The sequence below is a fragment of the Streptomyces sp. NPDC050988 genome, from assembly GCF_044456225.1.
Taxonomy (GTDB): Bacteria; Actinomycetota; Actinomycetes; order Streptomycetales; family Streptomycetaceae; genus Streptomyces.
The window spans coordinates 33113-55215 of sequence record NZ_JBITFQ010000023.1 but is presented as its reverse complement, the minus strand read 5'-3'; the positions used below and the strand labels follow the sequence as shown (position 1 = coordinate 55215).

Here is a 22103-nt window from a genome sequence, read left to right as displayed (position 1 = left end):
ACACAGGGGGACCCATGTCCAAGCGCACCCGAGCGGCCTCGCTCACCACATTCGTCGCCGCGAGCGTCGCTTTCGGTGCGGTGCTCGCCGGCCCGGCCGACGCCACCGGGAAGGACACGAGCGCGTCGCCGAAGTTCCTGTCGGCCTCGCAACTGCCCCCGCACCCCTCGTCCTCCTGGCGGGCGGGCAAGGTCACGGACGGCGTGCCGGACGAGGTCCGGTTCTGCATCCAGGAGACCCTGCCGGGCTACGACTCCCGGTACCGCGACTTCCGGACCGACCTCGAGACCAACGCCCAGCAGCTCACGATCGTCGTCGGCAGCAGCGCCAAGGCCAAGGCGCTGGCCACGCGGCTGAACAAGGACCTCCGGGTGTGCGCGACGCGCATCGAGCAGTCCGACCCGGAGACCGAGGCCGCGCTGAAGGACTACGGCAAGCTGTCGGTCGAGGAGGGTGCCCACGCCTACGGCCTGCACACCGAGACGTCCTGGGGCGCCACCGACATCAACCTCTACTCGGTCGGCCGGGACGGGCGGGCCGTGACCCTCGTGCGCTGGGGGCAGATGGGTGACTTCTCCGACGCGCCGGTGAAGGCGTTCAAGAAGACGACGACCACAGCGGTCAACAAGCTCTACTGACCGCGGCCGGGGGGAAAGTGCCGGAGCCGCCCTCCCGCCACGGGGGTGTGAGAGGGCGGCTCCTCCACACGAGCATCACCGAGCGACATCGAGCGACACCGACCGACAAACGACCAACACCCGGTGGGGGCGAGGCGAGAACCGGCCGCCGCCGGTGCTTGTGGTTGATCTGCGCACTACAATCCTCGCGACCTCATCGGGGGAGAGCCGTCGTGGAAACGATCATTGTCCAATTACCGGGTCCGTCGTGGGCGGACGACGAGCACGACCGACGCGGACCCGGGCTGCTGCACCTGGGGCCCGGCGACATGGCCGATTTCGGGCGCGGCGGGCAGGGGGCCGCGGACCTGGCCGTCGTCCTGGCCGACCCGGGCGTCTCACGGCGCGCGGGACGGCTGGAAGCCGCCGAGGACTACTGGCGGCTGTCCAACTTCAGCCGGGCCGCCGGTTATGTGGTGGAGAACCTGGAGGGCGCCGGCGAGTACCTCACGGTGGCCCCCGGCCGCCTCGGTGCGCCGGTCCCCTTCGAGTTCTCGCGTGTCGTGCTGCCCGCACTGAACGGAACCGTCGACTTCAAGGTGTTCGCTCCGCAGCACGCCTACCTCGACGAGCGGTCCGTGCCCGGCTCCGGTGACCAGACCGTGAACCCCTTCGCCCTCGACCAGACGTCGAAGTACTTCCTCGTCCTGGTGGCGCTGTGCGAGCCGCGGTTGCGCGAGCCCTCGGACACGACGCTCCCCGGCGCGGGAGAGATCGCGGAACGGCTGCGTCCACTGGACTCCTGCCGCGATCTGTCCCGCTCGGCGGTCAACTACCACATCGACTATCTGTCCTTCGCGAAACTGCGCCTGGACCAGGGAGACACGGAGGGGGATCAGGGCGGCCGTACCGGTGCCAAGCGCGCCCGACTGGTGGCGTCGGCGCTCCGGTTCGGCCTCGTACGCGAGGAGCATCTCGCCCTGCTCCCGCGCCGTACGGCGAGCCGCCGTCCCGTACAGGAAGCTCCCGCGTGACACCGTCGTCCAGTGCGAAGGCTCCCGCCCGCCTCCGCCCCTCGAAGAAGGCCCCGCATTGACCCCCCGCACCCCCCACACAGACCCCTCGCCGCACCTCCCCACTGGCTTCCGCATCGACGGCTGGGAGCTGGGCGCACCCATCGGATCCGGCGCCTGGGGCACCGTCCACGAGGCCCGTTCTGTCGCCGACGGCACCCCGGTCGCGGTGAAGGTGCTGCGCACCGACGCCCTGGCTCCGGGACAGCGGGCCGCCCTCGGTGAACTCGTCCAGCGCGAAGCGCGGTTCAGCCGGGAGGCGGACCACCCCAACCTCGTACGGACCCATGCAGTGTGCACCGTCGAGGCGCCGGACCATCCCGATCTGGACGGTTCGATCGCCCTGGTCATGGACCGTGCCGAGCGCAGCCTCCAGGACGTGCTCGACGCCACCGAGGCCGGTCGGCCGGTGCCCGACGCGGACCGCGTACTGCGTTCGGTGGCCGCCGGTCTCGCGCACATGCACGGCGCCGGATGGGTGCACGGCGATCTGAAACCGGCCAACATCCTGTTGAGCGCGGACGGCGACGTGTGGCTCGCCGACTTCGGGGTCGCCGCTGAACTGGAGGGCACCCACGCCCACATGCCGCCGCTCGGCACGCTCGACCATCTGCCGCCCGAGTGGTGGTCGCAGCGCACCGACGCACGGGGCACGGTCGTCCGGACGACCGCTGACATCTGGGCCTTCGGCGTCCTCGCCCACCAGGTGCTCACGGGCGGGCTGCACCCGTTCCCGGGGGCCACCGCCAGGGCCCGTTCCCTCGCCGCCCAGGCCTACGCGCGCGGGACCGCACCGCTGCGTCTGGACGCCGACATCGAGGAGAGCAGACGCCGGCTCATCGCCGACTGTCTGTCGCCGGACCACGCCACGCGTCTGGAGTACACCGCCGACGTCCTCAAGGCCCGCGTCGAAGGGCTCTCCGGCGCGCCCCGCCGTCGCCGGCGGCTGGTGCCGATCGTCGCGGCCGTCCTGGCCGGCGCCGCCGCCATGACCGGTGGGCTCCTGATACGAGGTGACGGCGGTGCCGACGACGCGGGTGGCTCCGGTACGTCCGCCACGCCGACGGCCACCGGCAGTCCGGTGGCGGTGGCCGCGGGGGAGATCCCGCCGGACTCGGACGTGCCCAAGGCACTGCGCCCGGTCATCGTGAAGGCCGCACACCGCTGTACCGACAAGGAGATCACCCCCATCGTGCTCGCCGCCATGCTCAAGGCGGAGAGCGGGTTCGACGCGAAGGCGGCACGCCCGGCCTCCGAGGAGTTCGGCATCGCGATGTGGACGCCCTCGGTGTTCCGGGCCTGGGCCGTGGACGGGGACGGCGACGGCGACAAGGACCACATGTCGCCGCCCGACGCGATCTCGACGATGAGCCTGTACGTGTGCTGGCTCGACCAGCGTTTCAAGGAGGCCGGGCTGCCGGAGAAGGACCTCGTCAAGCTCGTCGTGGCCGGCTACCGCACGAGTGACCGCACGATCATCGAGGAGCGCGGTGTCCCGGAGCGAGTGCGGCCGCACGTGGACAAGGTGATGCGCTATCTCGCCGACTACGAGCGGTGACTTTCTCGTCGACTGCGAACGGTGACCTTCTCGCCGACTGCGAACGGTGAGCCGGGACCCGGCAGGCGACCGGGTCCCGGCTCACTCACTCACTTGCGCCTCGGCTACGACCCGGCGCAGTTCGGCACGTCCGGCAGCCGGTTGTCGGGCGAGCTGATGTAGATGTTGGAGATGTAGCCGCCGTACTGGGGCAGATACGCCCACCAGTCGTTGGTGTAGGGCGGCACGCTGACGGTCTGGCCCTGCTTCTGGCAGCCCACCAACACCTCGACACCGGCGGGCAGTTGGGTCATCGGCGGGTTGGCGGTGGACGGGTCCCGGCGGACGTTCACGTGCTCGCTCCAGGTTCCGTACCACTTGCCCGTCGGCCGTACCCCGCCGGGCACGTTCAGGGAACGGGTCAGCCGGCCGATGTCGGTGTAGGCCTTGCCGTACGACGTACCGTCCGGATGGAGCGTCAGGACGGCCACGATGGTGCGGTCGCCCGCGCCCACGGTGCCGGTGGTGTGCAGCGCCGGGCGGGTGAGGTTCACATCGGCGGCCGGAGCGGCGGCGGTCCGCGCGTCGGAGGTCGCGCGCGTGGCGGCGGCCGTGCCCGTCGAACCGCACGTGCCCTCCGGGTACGAGGAGCCCGCCCAGCCCTGCTTCACGGCCCAGGGACGGTCGAACGCCCCGGCGATGCCGAAGTGCTGGTCGAAGTCGTCCGAGGCGCAGCGCGTGGACTGGCGCAGGTTGCCCATGACGAAGTCGCGCACGGGGGCCGGTGCCGTGTCCAGGATGTAGCGGTAGATCTTCACGGTGTCACGGGCCGACAGGGCGGTGTAGCCCCAGAAGCCCGGGTAGCCGACGGGCGGCCCGGCGGTGTCGGTGAGGCCGAGCCGGGAGACCATCCGGTCGATGATCGCCGAACCGCCGTAGTTGGACCAGTAGTAGTCGGCCGCGTCGTCGTCGCTGCTGCGCAGCATGGGCTCGAGCCGGGCCCGGTCGGCGGCCGGGATGACGTAGGACGGCCCGCGGTTCCACAGGAAGTCCAGGGTCAGCAGCAGCTTGACGACCGAGGCGGACCGGAAGGGCGTCCCGGCGTTGACCTGTTCGGTGAAGGTTCCCGTCTGCCGGTCGAAGACGGCGACCCCGGCGGTGACGCCCTCGGGGATCTGGGCGGCGGCGGGTGCCTGGGCGGCGGCGGTGGCCGGTGTGGCCGCACCGGAGGACAGGATGAGGAGTGCGGCGGCGGACGCGAGAAGTGTTCTCCACACGTGTCCGGCCGTTCCGCGTAGGCGCGCGGTGCGGTGCATGGTGGTTGTCTCCCCCGGGAGGAACGGCGCGGCCCCGACGACTGGCGGGACCGCACCGGCGGGTTTCGAGCGGTGGACGGTGCGGGCCGGGTCAGTCCAGGTGCGGCCTGAGGACGATCGAGTTGATCGGTGTGAGGTCGGCGTACACGCCCGTTCCCTCGGCGAGCATGTCGGCCGTGCAGTCCGTCCCGCTGCTGTAGCACAGCATCGCGAGCGCACCGTCGTACTGGTTGTTGAGCACCCAGTGATTGCCGTACTGGTTCTGGAGGTTGTGCGTGCCGTACGTCCAGTAGATGTGGCTCGGGCTGACGGCGGGGTTCTGGTTCTGCGGGTAGACGCACACGGCGCCGTACGGGCAGCCGGCCCACTCGTCGGCCGCCTGGGCCTCCGTCGTGCCGACCGCCGTCAGGGCCGCGGTCGCGAGAGCGAGTGCGGCGGCGCCGCGAAGAAGTCTGCGCATGTCTTCTTACTCCTCCGTGGAGTCGGTGAACTCGAACCCTAGGAAGAGAAGCGGGCGGCCGGTCCTGACGAATGTCAGGTTGACTGCGACCGGATCGGCAGCGCGGTATCGGTAGTTGGTCCGAGTGTGGGTGGTCGCGCGGCACCCGGGGCCGTAGGCGCGACAGAGTTCGGCACGGCCGGGCCGACCGCCGGCCCCACGGGCAGATGTACTGGCCTGTCTCATCGCGAGTGAGGACGCGGGGATCAGGCGTGATCGCGCGGGTCAGACCTTGAAGAGGCACCCGAAACTGCGTACGGCAGCCCCTTCACCTTGCGGCCCTCCACTTCCGGGGCGTCCGGGTCTCCACCCGTCATCGTTCGTCGGGTGGCGGCGGCTCGGGCGGGTGGTTCGGCGCGGGACTTTTCCGGACGGCAGCAGGTCATCTCCGGACGTATCAGGGGTGGTTGACGATTCGACATGAGTGTCGTGATCCGGGCCGGGGCATGCATTCCGTGAACGTGTTCGAGCAGGAGGGGAATCGACAGCGGCGTGCGGGCGGGGGTCATGAAGAGGCAGGCACGAGGAGGCGGTCCCGTCGTATCCGGGGCCTTCTCGGCGAAGACGGTACAGACGACCACGACGGCGGGGGACACAGCGGACGGAACGACCGACCAGCACGGCGTTCCGCAACTCAGGCTCAGGCTCGGGCGCTGCGACCTCCGGGCGGTGCCTCAGGTCCGCAGGGCGCTGCGGGACCTGCTCGCCCACTGGGGGCGGCCCGGCCGATCCGAGATAGCGGAGTTACTGACCAGCGAGCTCGTCACCAACGCCCTCGTCCACACCAACCATGACGCGCTGCTGACAGCCACCGTCGGCCCGCGCGGACTCCGGGTGGAGGTGAGGGACTTCGTGGGACGCAGGCCGAGACTGCGGGTACCGAACGCCGACGACGGTACGCACGGCAGAGGCCTGATCCTGGTGCAGTCCCTCGCGGACGCGTGGGGCGTCCGGGTCCATGGGGTGGGGAAGGTGGTGTGGTTCGAGCTGGACGGGGGAGTGGCGTGACGCCGGATGGCGCGCGGACATGAAACTGGACAGGGCAGGCCGTGAGACCGGACCGGGCAGGCACGTGAGACCGGACCGGGCAGGCACGTGAGACCCGACCGGGCCGGCCTGTGAGACCGGGCCGGGCGCGGACATGAAACTGGACGGGGGCGCGGCATGAACTGCCGTGCCCCCGTCCAGAGTTGAGGCCTCGGGAGGCCCCGGTCCGGATCAGCCGAACTGCTGCTCCAGGTCCTTCAGCTTGCGCTCAAGGGAGTCGAGACGAGGGAGCGCCATTGTGTCGTCCTCCGCGGTGAGATCGACCGTCGAGGACTCAGTGCCTCGGCGGACGGGCTGCAACGAGGGTCGGGCGGCGCGTGCCGGTAGTTCCGGCGTTGCTATGGCAGGCTCCGCGGCGACCTGGGTGGCCGCCGGGGCCGGCTGGAGTTCCGCCTGACGGCCGCCGCCGCGTCCGATCATTCCGCGGTGGCCGCGGGTGATCGCCTTGATGCGGGCACGGTCCAGCTTCTCCTGGTCGCGCCGACGCAGACGGTTCTGCTCCTTCTCCCGCTTGTCCTCACGCACTTCCTCGACGGCCTCGTCCAGGCTGCGCACGTTCTCGAGCAGCATCAGCGACCAGGCGCCGTAGGTCTCACGAGGGGCACGCAGCCACCGTACGATCCGGATCTGCGGCAGCGGCCGGGGCACCAGGCCCTGCTCGCGCAGGGCGGCGCGGCGGGTCTGCTTCAGTGCGCGGTCGAACAGGACGGCGGCCGAGAGGGACATGCCGGCGAAGAAGTGCGGGGCGCCCGCGTGGCCGAGACCCCTGGGGGCGTGCACCCAGTTGAACCAGGCAGCGGCGGCCGCGAACGTCCACACGAGTATCCGGGAGCCGAGCGCCGCGTCACCGTGGCTGGCCTCGCGCACCGCGAGTACGGAGCAGAACATGGCCGCGCCGTCCAGGCCGAACGGCACCAGGTACTGCCAGCCGCCGGACAGGTTCAGATTCTGCTCGCCGAAGCCGACCAGGCCATGGAAGGAGAGTGCGGCCGCGACCGCTGCACAGCAGAAGAGCAGTACATAGGAGGCGGTGCCGTAGACGGCCTCCTTGCGCCTGCGGCGCTCTTCCGTGCGCTCCCACGAATCGTCGGCGTGGGTCTTCTCCCCGGCGCGCTTGCCACGCGCGAGCACCGCAACCGCCGCCAGCAGGCCCAGGAGCAGCACGGCGCCGGGAAGCAGCCAGTTCAGCGATATGTCGGTCAGTCTCATCTGGGGTCCCTTGCATTGGGATAGGGCGTAACGCCCGCCATAGTGGCCCAATCCCGTGCGTCCTCAGAGGGTTTCGGGGCAAGAGGCCGCCAAGGGAGTGCAAGGGTATGCGCGAGGACGGCATTCTCCTCGAACTGCCGCTTGAGGAGCGGGAGTTGAGTTCGAGTTAGATTACCCTTACGGGTGGTTCCACGGAAAGTTCTTGCGGCAAGTGAGGATTTTGTGAATCGACCGTAACCAAAGGGCCCGGACGAACCGCCGTCAAGGTGCCCGGTTCCGTGCTGAGTTGATCTTACGTGACGTGGAGTCAGCCTGTTGCCACGGCATCGGCCCGCCGCAAGCGGCCTGTTGCCAGAGGATCAGCCCGCCGCAAGCGGCCTGTTGCCAGAGGATCAGCCCGCCGCGGCGGCCTCCGCCGTCAGCTTCGCGATGCGGACCGCCTCGGAGTTGCGCGGGCAGTTGGCGCAGGTGTCCTCGGCGTCGAGCGTGTAGTAGAAGCAGCAGCTCGCGCGGTCACGGGTGGACAGGCACTCGCCGTTCGCACCGGTCACCTCGCGGAAGCCGGCCGTGCCGACGTACGGCCGGGTCGTGCCGGGGAACAGCCGCTCCAGCTCCTCGGTCGCGCGCCGCTGCTCACCCAGGAGCCCGGCGACGTACCAGAGGCTCTCGACGACCTCGTCCGTCGCCATGCCCCACAGGGCACGGCCCCGGCGTCGCGTCCGGGGGCCGAATCCGTCGAGGACCGGTTCCAGGTGCTCGGCCACGGCAGCCCGTACGGCCGCGCGCAGGGCCTCCTCGTCGGGGACGACTCGGGCGCCGGGCAGCGAGGCCGCCGGGTCGTCCGGCAGACAGGCGAACTCACCGACGCGTACGGCGATGCTGCCTGGCATGCGCTGGAAGGTGACGTGCCGCACGGGAAAGCGGGGCACCCGGCGCAGCAGGAACCACGGCACCGTGATCAGCAGACAGGCCGGCCAGGCGTACCGGTGCAGGCCGAAACTGGCGATCACGTCCGGACGGCCTCGCCGTCCGTGGTCCGTGAGTACCTGGTCGTCGTCCCACGCGAGGAACGCGTCCAGGTCGGCCCCGCCCTCCGCGAGCCCTGCGACGGAGATCCACCGGTCGCCCGTCGGGGCCGGTTCGTGCGGTGCGAGTTCTGTGACACCCAGGGCCGGGAGCACCTCGGTCATCCGCGTGTACGCCGCTGTGAGGGCCGAGCCGACCAGGCGTTCCTCTGTGCCGGGCGAGGTCTCGGCCGGGGCGGGAGCGGACATGCAGGGCCCCGTTCAGTGATCGGTGGCAGGTAAGGCTTACCTTACCCGATACGATCGAGGTTTACCCTGTTCTGTCGGGGTCGCTCCGGACCCCGACCGAAATACTCACCACCACTGCCCGTCATGGAGGAGGCTCCCGTGGAGAAGGCCGGTTCGCGCGAGGCGTACGGCACCGCAGGAGACCCTTCGGAGACCGCCCCCGGCGCGGGAGCGCCACGGGTGCCCCAGCAGCAGGCCCGGGCGGCGGGCGAAGGCCGGGAGCGCCCGGCCGGCCGGTCGTTCCGCGAGGACGCCCCCCGGGACGCCGCAACACCCGGCACCCCGGCTTCAGCTCCCGCCGCCACTCCCACTCCCGCTCCCGCTCCTCCCGAGGACACGGCCCGCGGGGAGCACACGCACAGCGAGACGCCGATTCCGCAGCCGAGGGTGACGCGCGAGGGGATCCCGGCCTCGGCGGACGCCCCCGGAACCGGTGCACGCCGGACTCCGACGGCCGCTTCCGGCCGCCCGGGCACCCCGGAGGCCCTCGGAGACCCCTGGCACCACGGGACCTCCGCAGCCCCCGCCGCACCTGGCGGTTTCGGGGGACCTGGAAGCCACGGCACGCCCGGCGGACTCGGAGCGCCGAGCGCACCGGCGGCGCCCGGCGGCCCCGGCGTGCGCGATGGATCAGGCGTTCGCGATGGATCAGGCGCACGCGATGGATCAGGCGCGCGCAGTGGATCCGGCTCAAGAGGCGCCCCCGCCGCCCGTACGTCTTCCGCGGCCCCCTCCCCGGCCGCATCCCCCCGCCCCGCGATTCAGCGAGCCTCCGTCCGCGGCCAGATCCTCGACGCGCTGCGGGCCGCCCTCGTGGCCGGCGAACTCGCCCCAGGTGAGGTCTACTCGGCCCCCGCGCTCGGCGAAAGCTTCGGTGTCTCGGCGACGCCCGTGCGCGAGGCCATGCAGCAGCTCGCCACCGAGGGCGCCGTGGAGGTCGTACCGAACCGGGGTTTCCGCGTCGTCGAGCGCGGCGCCCGCGAGCTGGCCGAACTCGCCGAGATCCGCGGGCTGATCGAGGCGCCCGTGATGCTGAGGCTCGCCCGCGCCCTGCCGGCCGACGACTGGGAGGACCTGCGCCCGCTCGCGGAGGAGACGGCCCGGGCGGCGGCCGTCGGCTGCCGGGCGACGTACGCCGAGGCCGACCGCGCCTTCCACCGGGCGATCCTCGACCTCGCGGGCAACGAGCAGCTCGTACGTATCGCGGACGAGCTTCACCGGCGTGCGCAGTGGCCCCTCGGCGGCAGCCCGACCGCTCGCGCCCGCCTCGAACTGATGGCGGACGCGGCGCAGCATCTTGCCCTTCTGGACGCCCTGTCAGCGCAGGACCTGTCGGCGGTAGAGGCGCTGTTGCGGGAGCACTTCGTCAGCATCTGAGCCGCGCCCCGTCAGGGGCGCGGGGAACTGCGCGACCAGCCCCCACGCACCCGCACACGACACAAAAGCCGGCGGCAGCCACACGGCTCAGGCCGTAGCAGCCGGAGGCGTCAACTGGTCCGCCAGCCACGTCGGTACGCCACCCAGCAGCCGGAACAGACGCCCAGCCTCCGCACGCAGCCGCGAGGCCTCCGGCTCGGTCTCCGCGTCGGCCAGGGAGGCCAACGCCGGGGCCGTGCCCACCAGATAGCCCAACTCCTCCCGGATGCGCAGGGATTCACCGAAGCCGTGCCGGGCCTCCGCCAACTCGCCCTCGCGCAGGGCGAGTCCGGCGAGATGGCGCCAGGTGAAGGAGAGCAGGAGCGGGTCGTCCTGGGCGGTGGCGCCGGCATGGGCGCGACGGTAGGCGGCGCGCGCGGACTGCGGGGAACGGGCGAGGTTCTCGGCGAGCAGCCCGCGCCGGAAGTCGAGCAGAGCCCGGCCCGGAGCGCCGGGCGCGATCAGTGCGGCGGCCCGGCCGAGTGCGGCCCGTGCCTCGTCGGCCCGGTCGCGGACGGCGAGCAGCGTGGACGCGTAGGCGAGCTGCCCGCGCTCGCACGCCGCGGCGCCGCGCTCGTCGTCGGACTGGGCCAGTGCCTCAGCCGTACGCAGCGCGTCCTCCGCCTCCGCCCAGCCCTGCTCGGTGTAGAGGCACCGCTCGACGAGGAGCGAGGCCCGCTGGAGCGCGGCCGATGCCGTGTGCGGTTCGAGGAGCGCCGCCGCGTCGGCCCAGCAGGCGCGCGAGCGCAGCCGCCACACCGCGGTCTGGAGTGGATCGTCCCCTGCAGTCGTCCCGTAACCAGACATGGCGGTATGCGCCACGTTGCCCTCCCCGAGCACGCCATTGAGCTGTTGAGTGGTGGCGGCATCTCAGCACGAATGCACTCGCCCGGCCAAGGGGGTGGGTGAAGGATTTCACAAAGTCGTGGGACAAGGGGTGCGGCGGCGGAGGCACTTGGTGCCACCGGCCGCACACGCTTGTGACCTCAGCTCATCCGCAACGCCAGGAAGAAGTCGAGCTTGTCCTCCAGGCGGGAAAGATCGCGACTCGTCAACTGCTCGATGCGTCCCACCCGGTAGCGCAGCGTGTTGACGTGCAGGTGCAGACGGGCGGCGCACCGGGTCCAGGAGCCGTCGCAGTCGAGGAACGCCTCAAGGGTCGGGATCAGCTCGGCGCGGTGGCGCCGGTCGTAGTCGCGGAGAGGATCGAGGAGCCGCGCCGTGAAGGCGCGACGCACGTCGTCCGGCACGAAGGGCAGCAGCAGGACGTGCGACGCCAGCTCCTGGTGCCCGGCCGCGCACACCCGCCCTGCCCGCGCCGCGGCGACCCGGCGCGCGTGCCGGGCCTCCTCCAGGGCGCCGCGCAGCCCCTCCGCCGAGTGCACGGAGGCGCTGACGCCGAGCGTGAGCCGCCCGTCGTCGTCGAGGCCCGCCGACAGCGGGTCCCGTACGGCCGCCAGGAGGGTGTCCGCGTGCAGCCCGGCCTCCGAGCCGTCGTGCTCCGAGGAAACCGCCGGAAGCGGTACGAGCGCGATGGCCTCCTCACCCGTATGGGCGACCGCGATCCGGTCGGACGGTTCGGGACCCGACGACAGCGGGTCGACGAGGATCTCCTCCAGGAGCGCCTGCGCCACCGCACCGCCCTCGATCTCCCCGCCGTCCCACTCGACCCGGGCGACCACGACCTGCCAGTGCGGGGCCGCGCCGAGCCCCGGCAGCAGCACGGGCGCCGCGACCCGCAGCCGTGCCGCGATCTCGCCGGGCGCGGCACCGGTCTGCACCAGTTCGAGGACCTCCTGTGCGAGCCGCCGCCGTACGGTGCGTGCCGCGTCCCGCCGGTCCCGCTCCACGGAGATCAGCTGGGTCACGCCCTCCAGCAGGTCGAGCCGCTCCGCAGGCCAGTCCCCGGCATCGGCCTCGACCGCGAGCAGCCAGTCCGACAGGACGGTCTCGCGGACGTCCCGCGAGCCCGGTGCGCCCGTTGTGACCGCCGTGCCTGCTGCCGTGCCCGTGCCCCGCCCACTGCTTCGGATCGGGAAGAGAGAGTATGTCGTGCCGCCCACCGCCACCCGGTACGGCCCGCGCCGCCCGGTGCGGACCGCCGCCAGGTGCTCGCCGGCCAGTGCCGCGCACACCGCGGAGGGCAGCCCCGGCTCGGCACCGGGGGAGCCCGCGATGAGGCGCCCGGCGGGGGAGAGCACCCAGGCCCGCAGGTCCAGGTCGGAGCCGAGCAGGTCCAGGACCACGTCCGGGCCGCCGCCCGCGGGACCCGAGGTCATCATCCGGCGGTGCCGGTCCACGACGGCCGCCAGATCCCCGGCACGCTCGCCCGACACCTGCCGTACGACGTGCTCGGTGATCGTCGCGAAGGCCACCGACTCGTTGACGGCGAACAACGGCAGCCGGTGCCGCGCACAGGCCGCCACCAGGTCCTCCGGGATGGGGCCCAGCTCGGCCTCACCGGCGGCCAGCGCGGTGACCCCGGCGCTCGCGAGGATCCGTACGAAGGGCTCCGAATCGGAGGCGTCGCGGCGCCAGGCGAGGCCCGTGAGCACCAGCTCGCCGCCCGAGAGATAGCGGCTGGGGTCCCGCAGGTCCGTGGTCATCACGCCACGGACCGTGCGGTCCAGCTCGTCCTCGCCGCCGAGCAGCCGCAAGCCCAGCGCGTCCGTGTCCAGCAGTGCGCGCAGCCGCATTCTCGTCGCCGCCGTTCTGTCTCGAAAACTACGATGGATCTGGATGATTCCCGGAGGGACCCGAGTATGGGTGCCCCGTGCACGGGTTCCCGGGCTCCGCAGAGTGGGCCCGAGGGGTCCGGTGGACGATGTTTCCGGCCCTCATGGCCCGTGTCCTGGGCTTTCGCGACAGGTGGTCGCTCATTCCCGAGGCTGCGTGTGGTGTTTCCGGAGGAAAACAAGGAGGTTGCTGATGCCCTCCATTCATACGAATCTACAAGATGCGCGCCCTGGCCAGCGAACTCCTTCATGGTTTCGGTGACTGACCCAGGTGCGCGACGGCGCTGTGTACTGATTTCAATCAACGTGAACAACGTATGAACGAGCCGGGCCCGCCGCACACGAACTGGCTTGATCAGAACCATCCACGAGACGAAGAAGAGAGCCGGTCATGGACTTCCTTCGCCCCGCCAGCTGGGAGGAGGCGCTCGCCGCGAAGGCCGAGCACCCCACCGCTGTGCCGATTGCGGGTGGCACCGATGTGATGGTCGAGATCAACTTCGACCACCGCCGGCCCGAGTACCTGCTGGACCTGAACCGCATCGGCGAACTGGGTGAGTGGGAGGTCGGCGAGGAGTCCGTCCGCCTCGGCGCCTCGGTCCCGTACACGGCGATCATGGAGCAGCTGCGCGGCGAGCTGCCCGGCCTGGCCCTCGCCTCCCACACGGTGGCCTCCCCGCAGATCCGCAACCGCGGCGGCGTCGGCGGCAACCTCGGCACCGCCTCCCCGGCCGGCGACGCCCACCCCGCCCTCCTCGCGGCGGGCGCGGAGGTCGAGGCCGAGTCCGTACGAGGCACGCGCCTGATCCCGATCGACGCCTTCTACACCGGCGTGAAGCGCAACGCGCTCGCTCCCGACGAACTCATCCGGGCGGTCCACATCAAGAAGGCCGACGGCCCGCAGCAGTACTCGAAGGTCGGCACCCGCAACGCCATGGTGATCGCGGTCTGCGCCTTCGGTCTGGCCCTGCACCCCTCCTCGCGCACGGTCCGCACCGGCATCGGCTCGGCAGCCCCCACACCCGTACGGGCCAAGGCCGCCGAGGAGTTCCTGAACGCGGCGCTCGAAGAGGGCGGCTTCTGGGACAACGGCAGGATCATCACCCCGTCGGTCGCCAAGCAGTTCGCCGAGCTGTGCTCGGCCGCCTGCAACCCGATCGACGACGTCCGGGGCACGGCGAGCTACCGCCGCCACGCGGTCGGCATCATGGCCCGCCGCACGCTGACCTGGACCTGGGAGTCGTACCGCGGCACCGCCGCCCATTCGGAGGGAGTCGCGTAATGCGCGTCAATTTCACGGTCAACGGCCGTCCGCAGGAAGCCGACGACGTCTGGGAGGGCGAGAGCCTGCTCTACGTCCTGCGCGAGCGCATGGGTCTTCCCGGCTCCAAGAACGCCTGCGAGCAGGGCGAGTGCGGCTCCTGCACGGTCCGCCTGGACGGCGTGCCGGTGTGTTCCTGTCTGGTCGCGGCCGGCCAGGTCGAGGGCCGCGAGGTCGTCACGGTCGAGGGCCTCGCCGACTTCGCCAAACAGCGCGCGGAGCACGGGGGTTGTGCCTCCGGAGCTTCCGGAGCCTGCGGTACGCCCCTGGACGCGGCCAAGCGGTGGGAGGCCAGGCCGTCCGACTCGCAGGCCGGCGAGGGCACCGAACTCTCCCCGATCCAGCAGGCGTTCATCGACGCCGGCGCCGTCCAGTGCGGCTTCTGCACGCCCGGCCTGCTGGTCGCCGCCGACGAGATGCTGGAGCGCAACCCGACCCCGAGCGACGCGGACATCCGCGAGGCGCTGTCGGGCAACCTCTGCCGCTGCACCGGCTACGAGAAGATCATGGACGCGGTCCGCCTGGCGGCCGCCCGTCAGGGAGAGGCGGTCTGACCATGACTGGCAAAAGCGCTCCCCTCGGCACCCCCACCAAGGTCACCCAGGGTTCCCGGACCAAGGGCGGCATCGGCGAGTCCACGCTCCGCCCGGACGGCATCCTCAAGGTCACCGGCGAGTTCGCGTACTCCTCCGACATGTGGCACGAGGACATGCTCTGGGGCCAGATCCTGCGCTCCACGGTCGCGCACGCCGAGATCGTCTCCATCGACACCGGTGAGGCCCTCGCGACGCCCGGCGTCTACGCCGTCATGACGTACGACGACCTGCCGACCGACGTGAAGAACTACGGCCTGGAGATCCAGGACACGCCGGTGCTCGCGCACGGCAAGGTCCGCCACCACGGCGAGCCGGTCGCGATCGTCGCGGCCGACCACCCGGAGACCGCGCGCCGCGCCGCCGCCAAGATCAAGGTCGAGTACCGCGAACTCCCCGTCATCACCGACGAGTTGTCCGCGACCGCGCCGGACGCGATCCTCGTCCACGAGAACCGCGACGACCACCACATCGGCCATGTCCCGCACCCGAACATCGTGCACCGTCAGCCGATCGTCCGCGGCGACGTTGAGGCGGCCCGTGAACGCGCCGACTTCATCGTCGAGGGCGAGTACACCTTCGGCATGCAGGACCAGGCCTTCCTCGGCCCCGAGTCCGGCCTCGCCGTGCCCTCCGAGGACGGTGGCGTCGACCTCTACATCGCCACCCAGTGGCTGCACTCGGACCTCAAGCAGATCGCTCCGGTCCTCGGCCTCCCCGAGGACAAGGTCCGCATGACGCTCTCCGGCGTCGGCGGCGCGTTCGGCGGCCGCGAGGACCTGTCGATGCAGATCCACGCCTGCCTCCTGGCACTCCGCACGGGCAAGCCAGTCAAGATCGTCTACAACCGCTTCGAGTCCTTCTTCGGCCACGTCCACCGCCACCCCGCGAAGCTCCACTACGAGCACGGGGCGACCAAGGACGGCAAGCTCACGCACATGAAGTGCCGCATCGTCCTGGACGGCGGCGCGTACGCCTCCGCGTCCCCGGCGGTCGTCGGCAACGCGGCGTCCCTCGCGGTCGGCCCGTACGTACTCGAAGACGTCGACATCGAATCGATCGCCCTCTACTCCAACAACCCGCCCTGCGGCGCCATGCGCGGCTTCGGCGCGGTCCAGGCGTGCTTCGCCTACGAGGCCCAGATGGACAAACTCGCCGACAAGGTGGGCATGGACAGGGTCGAGTTCCGGCAGCTCAACGCGATGTCTCAGGGCACGGTCATGCCGACCGGCCAGCTGGTCGACTCGCCCGCCCCGGTCGCCGAACTCCTGCGCCGTGTCAAGGCGATGCCCCTGCCGCCGGAGCAGCAGTGGCTCGCGGCCGGAGAGGCGGCGGACGTCCGCCAGCTGCCCGGCGGCCTCTCCAACACCACCCACGGCGAAGGCGTCGTACGAGGCATCGGCTACGCGGTCGGCATCAAGAACGTCGGCTTCTCCGAGGGCTTCGACGACTACTCGACGGCCAAGGTCCACATGGAAGTTGTCGGCGGTGAGCCGGTGGCCACCGTCCACACCGCGATGGCGGAGGTCGGCCAGGGCGGCGTCACCGTCCACGCGCAGATCGCCCGCACCGAGCTGGGTGTCGCCCAGGTGACGATCCACCCGGCGGACACCCAGGTGGGCTCGGCCGGTTCGACCTCCGCGTCCCGCCAGACGTACGTCACCGGCGGTGCCGTCAAGAACTCCTGCGAGCTGGTCCGCGAGAAGGTCCTGGAGATCGGCCGCCGCAAGTTCGGTACGTACCACCCCGCCTGGGCCACCGCCGAACTGCTCCTGGAGGGTGGCAAGGTCGTCACCGACGGCGGCGAGGTACTGGCCGACCTGGTGGACGTACTCGAAGGCGAGGCCGTCGAGGTCGAGGAGGAGTGGCGGCACCGGCCGACCGAGCCCTTCGACCTCCGTACGGGCCAGGGCTTCGGCCACGTCCAGTACTCCTTCGCCGCCCACCGCGCGGTCGTCGAGGTGGACACCGAACTGGGCCTGGTGAAGGTCATCGAACTGGCCTGCGCCCAGGACGTCGGCAAGGCGCTCAACCCGCTGTCCGTCATCGGCCAGATCCAGGGCGGTACGACCCAGGGCCTGGGCATCGCGGTCATGGAGGAGATCATCGTCGACCCGAAGACGGCGAAGGTCAGGAACCCCTCCTTCACCGACTACCTCATCCCCACGATCCTCGACACGCCGACCATCCCCGTCGACGTGCTCGAACTCGCCGACGACCACGCGCCGTACGGGCTCCGTGGCATCGGCGAGGCACCGACTCTGTCGTCGACTCCGGCCGTACTGGCGGCAATCCGGAACGCGACGGGCTTGGAGCTCAACAGGACGCCGGTCCGACCGGAACACCTCACCGGCACGGCATAGCGCCCCGCCGTTGTTGTGGGCAGGCGTTCCGCAGGGCGGAACGGGTGGGCACAACAACGGCACCCCGGCACCGGGTGACCGTACGTCCAACGGCACCCCCGGCACCGGTCCACGTGCAGCACCACGATTCGTTCGTCTCGGGCCGTCCCCCGGGTCGTGCGGCCGAAGCACCTTCCCAAATCCCGCACACGCCGAAGGCGACAGCGGGTGCCCCTGTGAACCTTGGGAGTAGGCCCACATGACCCAGCAGTCACTGGAGCCGAGGACCACCGCCGACGATGCGGGTGAAGGAACCCGTATCCCGGCCGGCAGGTCCTGGCTCGACCGGTACTTTCACATATCCAAGCGAGGAAGCTCGGTCGCGCGTGAGGTGCGCGGCGGCGTCACCACCTTCATGGCGATGGCGTACATCCTGCTGCTCAACCCCCTGATCCTGTCCGGCAAGGACGCGGCGGGGGACACGCTCGGCCAGAAGGCCCTGATCACCGCGACCGCGTTCGCGGCGGCCTTCACCACGCTCCTGATGGGCTTCTTCGGCAAGGTGCCGCTCGCCCTGGCCGCCGGACTCTCCGTCTCCGGTGTCCTCTCCTCGCAGGTCGCACCCCAGATGACCTGGCCGCAGGCCATGGGCATGTGTGTGATGTACGGCGTCGTGATCATGCTCCTGGTGGTCACCGGGCTGCGCGAGATGATCATGAATGCGATCCCCCTCGCACTGAAGCACGCGATCACGATGGGCATCGGCCTGTTCGTCGCCCTGATCGGACTGGTGAAGGCGGGCTTCGTCCACCAGGGCAAGGCGACCCCGCTCTCCCTCGGCGCGACCGGTGAACTCGCCGGCTGGCCGGTCCTGCTCTTCGCCGTCACCCTGCTCGCCATCTTCATGCTCCAGGCGCGCGGCATCCCCGGCGCGATCCTGATCGGCATCGTCGGCGGCACCGTACTCGCCGTCGTCCTCAACGCACTCGACGTCATCGACGCCAAGCAGTGGGCCAGTGGCGCGCCCGAGCTGCACGGCAGCGCGGTGTCCATGCCGGACTTCTCGATCTTCGGAGACGTGGAGTTCGGCGGCTGGGGCCAGGTCGGCGCGATGACGGTCGGAATGATCGTCTTCACCCTGGTCCTCGCCGGGTTCTTCGACGCGATGGCCACCATCATCGGCGTCGGCACCGAGGCCAAACTGGCCGACGACAAGGGCCGGATGCCGGGCCTGTCCAAGGCGCTGTTCATCGACGGCGCGGGCGGCGCGATCGGCGGCGTCTCGGGCGCCTCCGGCCAGACGGTGTTCGTCGAGTCCGCCACAGGCGTCGGCGAAGGCGCCCGCACCGGCCTCTCCTCCGTCATCACGGGCCTGTTCTTCGCGGCCTGTCTCTTCTTCACCCCGCTGACGGCGATCGTCCCCGGCGAGGTCGCGGCCGCGGCCCTGGTCGTCATCGGCGCCATGATGATGATGAACGCCCGGCACGTCGACTGGGCCGACCGCGCCACCGCGATCCCCGTCTTCCTGACGGTCGTCATCATGCCGTTCACGTACTCCATCACCGCGGGCGTCGCGGCCGGAGTCATCAGTTACGTCGCCATCAAGGTCGCCCAGGGCAAAGCCCGGGAGATCGGGGCCTTCATGTGGGGCCTCACGGCAATCTTCATCGTCTACTTTGCTCTGAACCCGATCGAGAGCTGGATGGGCGTCCACTAGGCGCTCCGCGGGGTGCGGGGTTCGTCTGCGGGTCCGATGTGGCCGGGCGCGCAGTTCCCCGCGCCCCTGACGGGGCGCGGCAGCGCGGGGCCGTCCGCGACGGCCCGCCCGCCCAGCCGAAGACCCCATCCCCAACCACCGTCAGGAGACCGAGACATGCTGGACATCGCCGAAGAGTTGCACCGGTGGGTCGAGCAGGGGCGCGACTTCGCCGTGGCCTCCGTGGTGGCCGTCGGCGGCAGCGCGCCCCGCCAACCGGGCGCCGCACTGGCCGTCGATTCCGACGGCACGGCGATCGGCTCGGTCTCCGGCGGCTGTGTGGAGGGCGCGGTGTACGAGCTGTGCCAACAGGCGTTGGCGGACGGTAAACCGGTCCTCGAACGCTTCGGCTACAGCGACGAGGACGCGTTCGCGGTGGGTCTGACGTGCGGCGGGATCATCGACATCCTGGTGACGCCGGTACGCACCGAGGACTCCAACCGGGAGATCTTCGCTTCGGCCCTCGCCACCGCCACGCGAGGGGAGGCGGCGGCCGTGGCGCGTATCGCATCCGGACCTCCGGAACTCCTGGGCCGAGCCCTGCTGGTCGGCCCGGACGGCTCGTACGAGGGCGGATTCGGCGCCCACCCCGAACTGGACCGGACGGCCGTGGACGAGGCACGCGCCTTCCTGGACGCGGGCCGCACGGGCACCCTGGAAATCGGAGAGCAGGGCTCTCGCTGCGGAGCACCCCTCACACTCCTCATCGAATCATCGGTCCCGCCACCCAGGATGATCGTCTTCGGAGCGATCGACTTCGCCTCCGCCCTGGTCCGCATCGGCAAGTTCCTGAACTACCGCGTCACGGTGTGCGACGCCCGCCCGGTCTTCGCGACAGCGGCCCGCTTCCCGGAGGCGGACGAGATCGTGGTCGACTGGCCGCACCGCTACCTGGAGCGAACCCAGGTCGACGCCCGCACGGTCCTGTGCGTCCTGACCCACGACGCCAAGTTCGACGTACCCCTCCTCCAACTGGCCCTCCGCCTCCCCGTGGCCTACGTCGGCGCGATGGGCTCCCGCCGCACCCACCTGGACCGCAACGAACGCCTCCGCGAAGTCGGCGTCACCGAGCTGGAGTTGACCCGCCTGCACTCCCCGATCGGGCTTGACCTGGGAGCCCGTACGCCCGAGGAGACGGCCCTCTCCATCGCAGCGGAGATCGTCGCGAACAGGCGAGGCGGCACCGGAGTATCACTGACCGGCGCGCACACCCCCATCCACCACGACAGCTCATCAACACCGAAGCCCACCGCGAGAATCGGCTCGGTGGCCTGACAGGCACACCTGCACGCAGGCTGCGGCCAAGGCCGACGCGTGTCTGCTCAGGCCGGGGCGAGAGCCCAAACACGACCGGGAGCCAAACACGGCCGGGAGCCGAACACGGCCGAGAGTCAGAAGCTGCCGCTGCCGAGGCCGCCGAGAACCAGACGTGGGCGAGAGTCAGAAGCGGCCGGGAACCAGACGTGGGCGTCAGACGTGGGCGTCAGACGTAGGCGTCAGACGTAGGCGTCAGACGTGGGCGTCAGACGTGGGCGAGGAGGCGCTCCAACGGCTGAGGCGTCCGCTCCAGATCGAGACTCTCGACCATCTCGCGCGCGTACTGGGCCTTGCGACCACTGTGCGTGCCCAGGAACCTCCGCAACTGCTGCTCCAGGGTCCGCTCCCGCTGGGCGGGCTGGTTCCGGAAAGTACGGAACGGCCGTGACTCCCCCTGATCCACCACGACCTGCTGCACACCCTCGGCGCCCAGGGAGCGGATCAACTCGTCCTCCAGGTCCACGTCGCACACGTAGAAACCAAGCGCTTCCAGCCCGTCGGGCGGGATGTCGGAACCGAGCCCGGCCCGTTCCAAGGCCCGCCGGAAGAAGCGTTCCTCCCCGACATCGCACAAGCCGGCCAGCCGCACGCCAAGTCCCTGGGGCCCGCACAGATCGACGAATCTGCCGACACTGGTAGCACCCCCGAGCGGCACGACCGACACACCTTCAGTGTCCAGATCCCGACCACGCCGCGCGGCCAACGCCTCGACGGCGACCTGATCACTACCGCCTTCGACGAGCACGACGGTACGCAGCCCGACCCCGACCGCCAGCTCCCGCGCGCTTTCCCCGGCCGCCGAGGCTCCCACCCCACTGGCCGCCCACGCGACAACGGCCCGACGGAATCTCTCCATGTCGCTCATGGGTCCCAGTCTCGCAACTCCACACAACCGCACTCCACAGACTTTCGCTCGACGAGATGCTCACGAGCAGCAGCCGCACGAGCCCGCGTCGTCGTTGGACGGGGCAGCCGTGGGTGCGACAGCCGGGGCGCAGCAGCCTTTGCCCCGCCAGGCGTCGCGGCCTTCCTTGACGGCGAGGGCGGCGATGGCGAGGGCGGCGACGGGGTCGGCCCAGGACCAGCCGAGGGTGGCATTGAGGACGAGGCCGGCCAGGAGCACGGCCGAGAGGTACGTGCACAGCAGGGTCTGCTTGGAGTCGGCGACCGCGGAGGCGGAGCCGAGTTCCCTTCCGGCGCGCCGCTGGGCAGCGGACAGGAACGGCATCACAGCCAGGGAGAGGGCGGCGAGCACGATGCCCGGCAGTGAACGCTCGGCTTCGCCGGTGCCCGTCAGCGCGCGGACGGCATCGATGGTCACGTACACGGCGAGCACGAAGAACGAGACCGAGATGATCCGCAGGGTCCTGTGCTCCCGGGCTTCGCGGAGCGCATGGTCGCGGGCGGAGAACTGCCAGGCGACCGCGGCGGCGGAGGAGACCTCGATGACGGAGTCCAGCCCGAATCCGATCAGCGCGGTGGACGAGGCAACCATGCCCGCGGTCAGGGCCGTCACAGCCTCGATGACGTTGTAGATGATCGTCGCGGCGACCAGTAGCCGTATTCGCCGCGCGAGCGTCTCACGGCGGGCCGACGAGGGCCCGAGGGACACCGCGGTCATCAGCAGCAGCCCTTCGCGTCGGCGTCGGGGCAGCTTCTGTCCGCCTCCACCGCGACCACCACCGCACGCAGGTCGTCGAGGGCGTGACCGAGGCGCTCGTCGGCGAGCTCGTAACGCGTGCGCCGGCCATCGGGCACGGTGACGACCAGACCGCAGTCGCGCAGACAGGCGAGATGGTTGGACAGCCGCGTACGGGAGATGCCGAGCTGGTCGGCGAGGTCGGCCGGGTAGGCGGGAGCCTGGTGCAGGACGAGCAGAATCCGGCAGCGGATGGGATCGGCGAGCGCGCGGCCGAAACGGACCAGCACGTCGATGTCGGAGGCAGCAGTCAGCACACCCCAACAGTACAGCAATGCCTGAATTCAGTAACTCCTGAACCCCGGACCACCGC

General features: G+C 70.9%; 19 protein-coding genes. 10 read left to right on the top strand and 9 right to left on the bottom strand.

Going from position 1 to position 22103, the window contains the following annotated elements; all coding sequences use genetic code 11:
* The first annotated feature begins 14 nt into the window (after positions 1–14).
* The 3 genes from ACIBEI_RS34940 to ACIBEI_RS34930 all read left to right on the top strand — a co-directional run bounded on the left by ACIBEI_RS34940 (position 15) and on the right by ACIBEI_RS34930 (position 3248).
* Positions 15–638 carry a hypothetical protein gene (locus ACIBEI_RS34940; RefSeq protein ID WP_398894375.1) on the top strand — a complete coding sequence of 208 codons (624 nt, stop codon included), beginning with the start codon at positions 15–17 and terminating at the stop codon, positions 636–638.
* Between the two features lie 212 nt (positions 639–850).
* On the top strand, positions 851–1651 hold the full coding sequence (locus ACIBEI_RS34935) for a serine/threonine protein kinase (protein WP_398894373.1): 801 nt from the start codon (positions 851–853) through the stop codon (positions 1649–1651).
* Positions 1652–1709: 58 nt separating this feature from the next.
* A complete protein-coding gene (locus tag ACIBEI_RS34930) occupies positions 1710–3248 on the top strand; it encodes a serine/threonine-protein kinase (protein ID WP_398894372.1) in 1539 nt (512 codons plus the stop codon).
* A 104-nt stretch (positions 3249–3352) separates the two neighbouring features.
* Here the strand turns inward: ACIBEI_RS34930 and ACIBEI_RS34925 are convergent, their stop codons facing one another.
* Positions 3353–4543, bottom strand: coding sequence for a hypothetical protein (locus ACIBEI_RS34925; RefSeq protein WP_398894371.1), 1191 nt, complete (start codon positions 4541–4543; stop codon positions 3353–3355).
* Positions 4544–4634: 91 nt separating this feature from the next.
* Complete coding sequence (locus ACIBEI_RS34920) at positions 4635–5003, bottom strand: hypothetical protein (protein WP_307629271.1); 369 nt, start codon at positions 5001–5003, stop codon at positions 4635–4637.
* Between the two features lie 546 nt (positions 5004–5549).
* Here ACIBEI_RS34920 and ACIBEI_RS34915 point away from each other — a divergent pair.
* Positions 5550–6050 carry an ATP-binding protein gene (locus ACIBEI_RS34915; protein ID WP_055615043.1) on the top strand — a complete coding sequence of 167 codons (501 nt, stop codon included), beginning with the start codon at positions 5550–5552 and terminating at the stop codon, positions 6048–6050.
* Between the two features lie 210 nt (positions 6051–6260).
* Here the strand turns inward: ACIBEI_RS34915 and ACIBEI_RS34910 are convergent, their stop codons facing one another.
* Complete coding sequence (locus tag ACIBEI_RS34910; protein ID WP_055615044.1) at positions 6261–7298, bottom strand: DUF2637 domain-containing protein; 1038 nt, start codon at positions 7296–7298, stop codon at positions 6261–6263.
* Positions 7299–7690: 392 nt separating this feature from the next.
* Positions 7691–8572, bottom strand: coding sequence for a (2Fe-2S)-binding protein (locus ACIBEI_RS34905; RefSeq protein WP_398894370.1), 882 nt, complete (start codon positions 8570–8572; stop codon positions 7691–7693).
* A 657-nt stretch (positions 8573–9229) separates the two neighbouring features.
* Here ACIBEI_RS34905 and ACIBEI_RS34900 point away from each other — a divergent pair.
* Positions 9230–9988 (top strand): GntR family transcriptional regulator, encoded by a 759-nt coding sequence (locus ACIBEI_RS34900; protein ID WP_398894476.1) that lies wholly within the window; start codon positions 9230–9232, stop codon positions 9986–9988.
* A gap of 87 nt (positions 9989–10075) precedes the next feature.
* Here ACIBEI_RS34900 and ACIBEI_RS34895 read toward each other — a convergent pair whose 3' ends face one another.
* The gene (locus tag ACIBEI_RS34895; RefSeq protein ID WP_200395138.1) at positions 10076–10849 is read right to left on the bottom strand and encodes a hypothetical protein; all 774 of its coding nucleotides are present in this window, start codon (positions 10847–10849) and stop codon (positions 10076–10078) included.
* Between the two features lie 164 nt (positions 10850–11013).
* Positions 11014–12723, bottom strand: coding sequence for a PucR family transcriptional regulator (locus ACIBEI_RS34890; RefSeq protein ID WP_398894369.1), 1710 nt, complete (start codon positions 12721–12723; stop codon positions 11014–11016).
* Positions 12724–13153: 430 nt separating this feature from the next.
* Here ACIBEI_RS34890 and ACIBEI_RS34885 point away from each other — a divergent pair, with 430 nt between their 5' ends.
* The 5 genes from ACIBEI_RS34885 to ACIBEI_RS34865 all read left to right on the top strand — a co-directional run bounded on the left by ACIBEI_RS34885 (position 13154) and on the right by ACIBEI_RS34865 (position 20049).
* Complete coding sequence (locus tag ACIBEI_RS34885) at positions 13154–14044, top strand: FAD binding domain-containing protein (RefSeq protein ID WP_398894368.1); 891 nt, start codon at positions 13154–13156, stop codon at positions 14042–14044.
* The gene (locus ACIBEI_RS34880; RefSeq protein ID WP_189840756.1) at positions 14044–14637 is read left to right on the top strand and encodes a (2Fe-2S)-binding protein; all 594 of its coding nucleotides are present in this window, start codon (positions 14044–14046) and stop codon (positions 14635–14637) included. The genes ACIBEI_RS34885 and ACIBEI_RS34880 overlap by 1 nt, the downstream gene beginning before the upstream one ends.
* Before the next feature lie 2 nt (positions 14638–14639).
* The gene (locus ACIBEI_RS34875) at positions 14640–17039 is read left to right on the top strand and encodes a xanthine dehydrogenase family protein molybdopterin-binding subunit (RefSeq protein ID WP_398894367.1); all 2400 of its coding nucleotides are present in this window, start codon (positions 14640–14642) and stop codon (positions 17037–17039) included.
* 238 nt (positions 17040–17277) lie between these two features.
* A complete protein-coding gene (locus tag ACIBEI_RS34870; RefSeq protein ID WP_398894366.1) occupies positions 17278–18735 on the top strand; it encodes an NCS2 family permease in 1458 nt (485 codons plus the stop codon).
* Between the two features lie 156 nt (positions 18736–18891).
* Complete coding sequence (locus tag ACIBEI_RS34865) at positions 18892–20049, top strand: XdhC family protein (RefSeq protein WP_398894365.1); 1158 nt, start codon at positions 18892–18894, stop codon at positions 20047–20049.
* 247 nt (positions 20050–20296) lie between these two features.
* On the opposite strand, the gene ACIBEI_RS34860 is transcribed toward ACIBEI_RS34865, so the two are convergent.
* The 3 genes from ACIBEI_RS34860 to ACIBEI_RS34850 are packed head-to-tail and all read right to left on the bottom strand — an operon-like array spanning position 20297 to position 22047.
* A complete protein-coding gene (locus tag ACIBEI_RS34860; RefSeq protein WP_398894364.1) occupies positions 20297–20956 on the bottom strand; it encodes a TOPRIM nucleotidyl transferase/hydrolase domain-containing protein in 660 nt (219 codons plus the stop codon).
* A 60-nt stretch (positions 20957–21016) separates the two neighbouring features.
* Positions 21017–21712 (bottom strand): cation transporter, encoded by a 696-nt coding sequence (locus ACIBEI_RS34855; protein WP_398894362.1) that lies wholly within the window; start codon positions 21710–21712, stop codon positions 21017–21019.
* Positions 21712–22047 carry an ArsR/SmtB family transcription factor gene (locus tag ACIBEI_RS34850; RefSeq protein ID WP_398894361.1) on the bottom strand — a complete coding sequence of 112 codons (336 nt, stop codon included), beginning with the start codon at positions 22045–22047 and terminating at the stop codon, positions 21712–21714. Before ACIBEI_RS34850 ends, ACIBEI_RS34855 begins: the two co-directional genes overlap by 1 nt.
* Between the last annotated feature and the right edge of the window lie 56 nt (positions 22048–22103).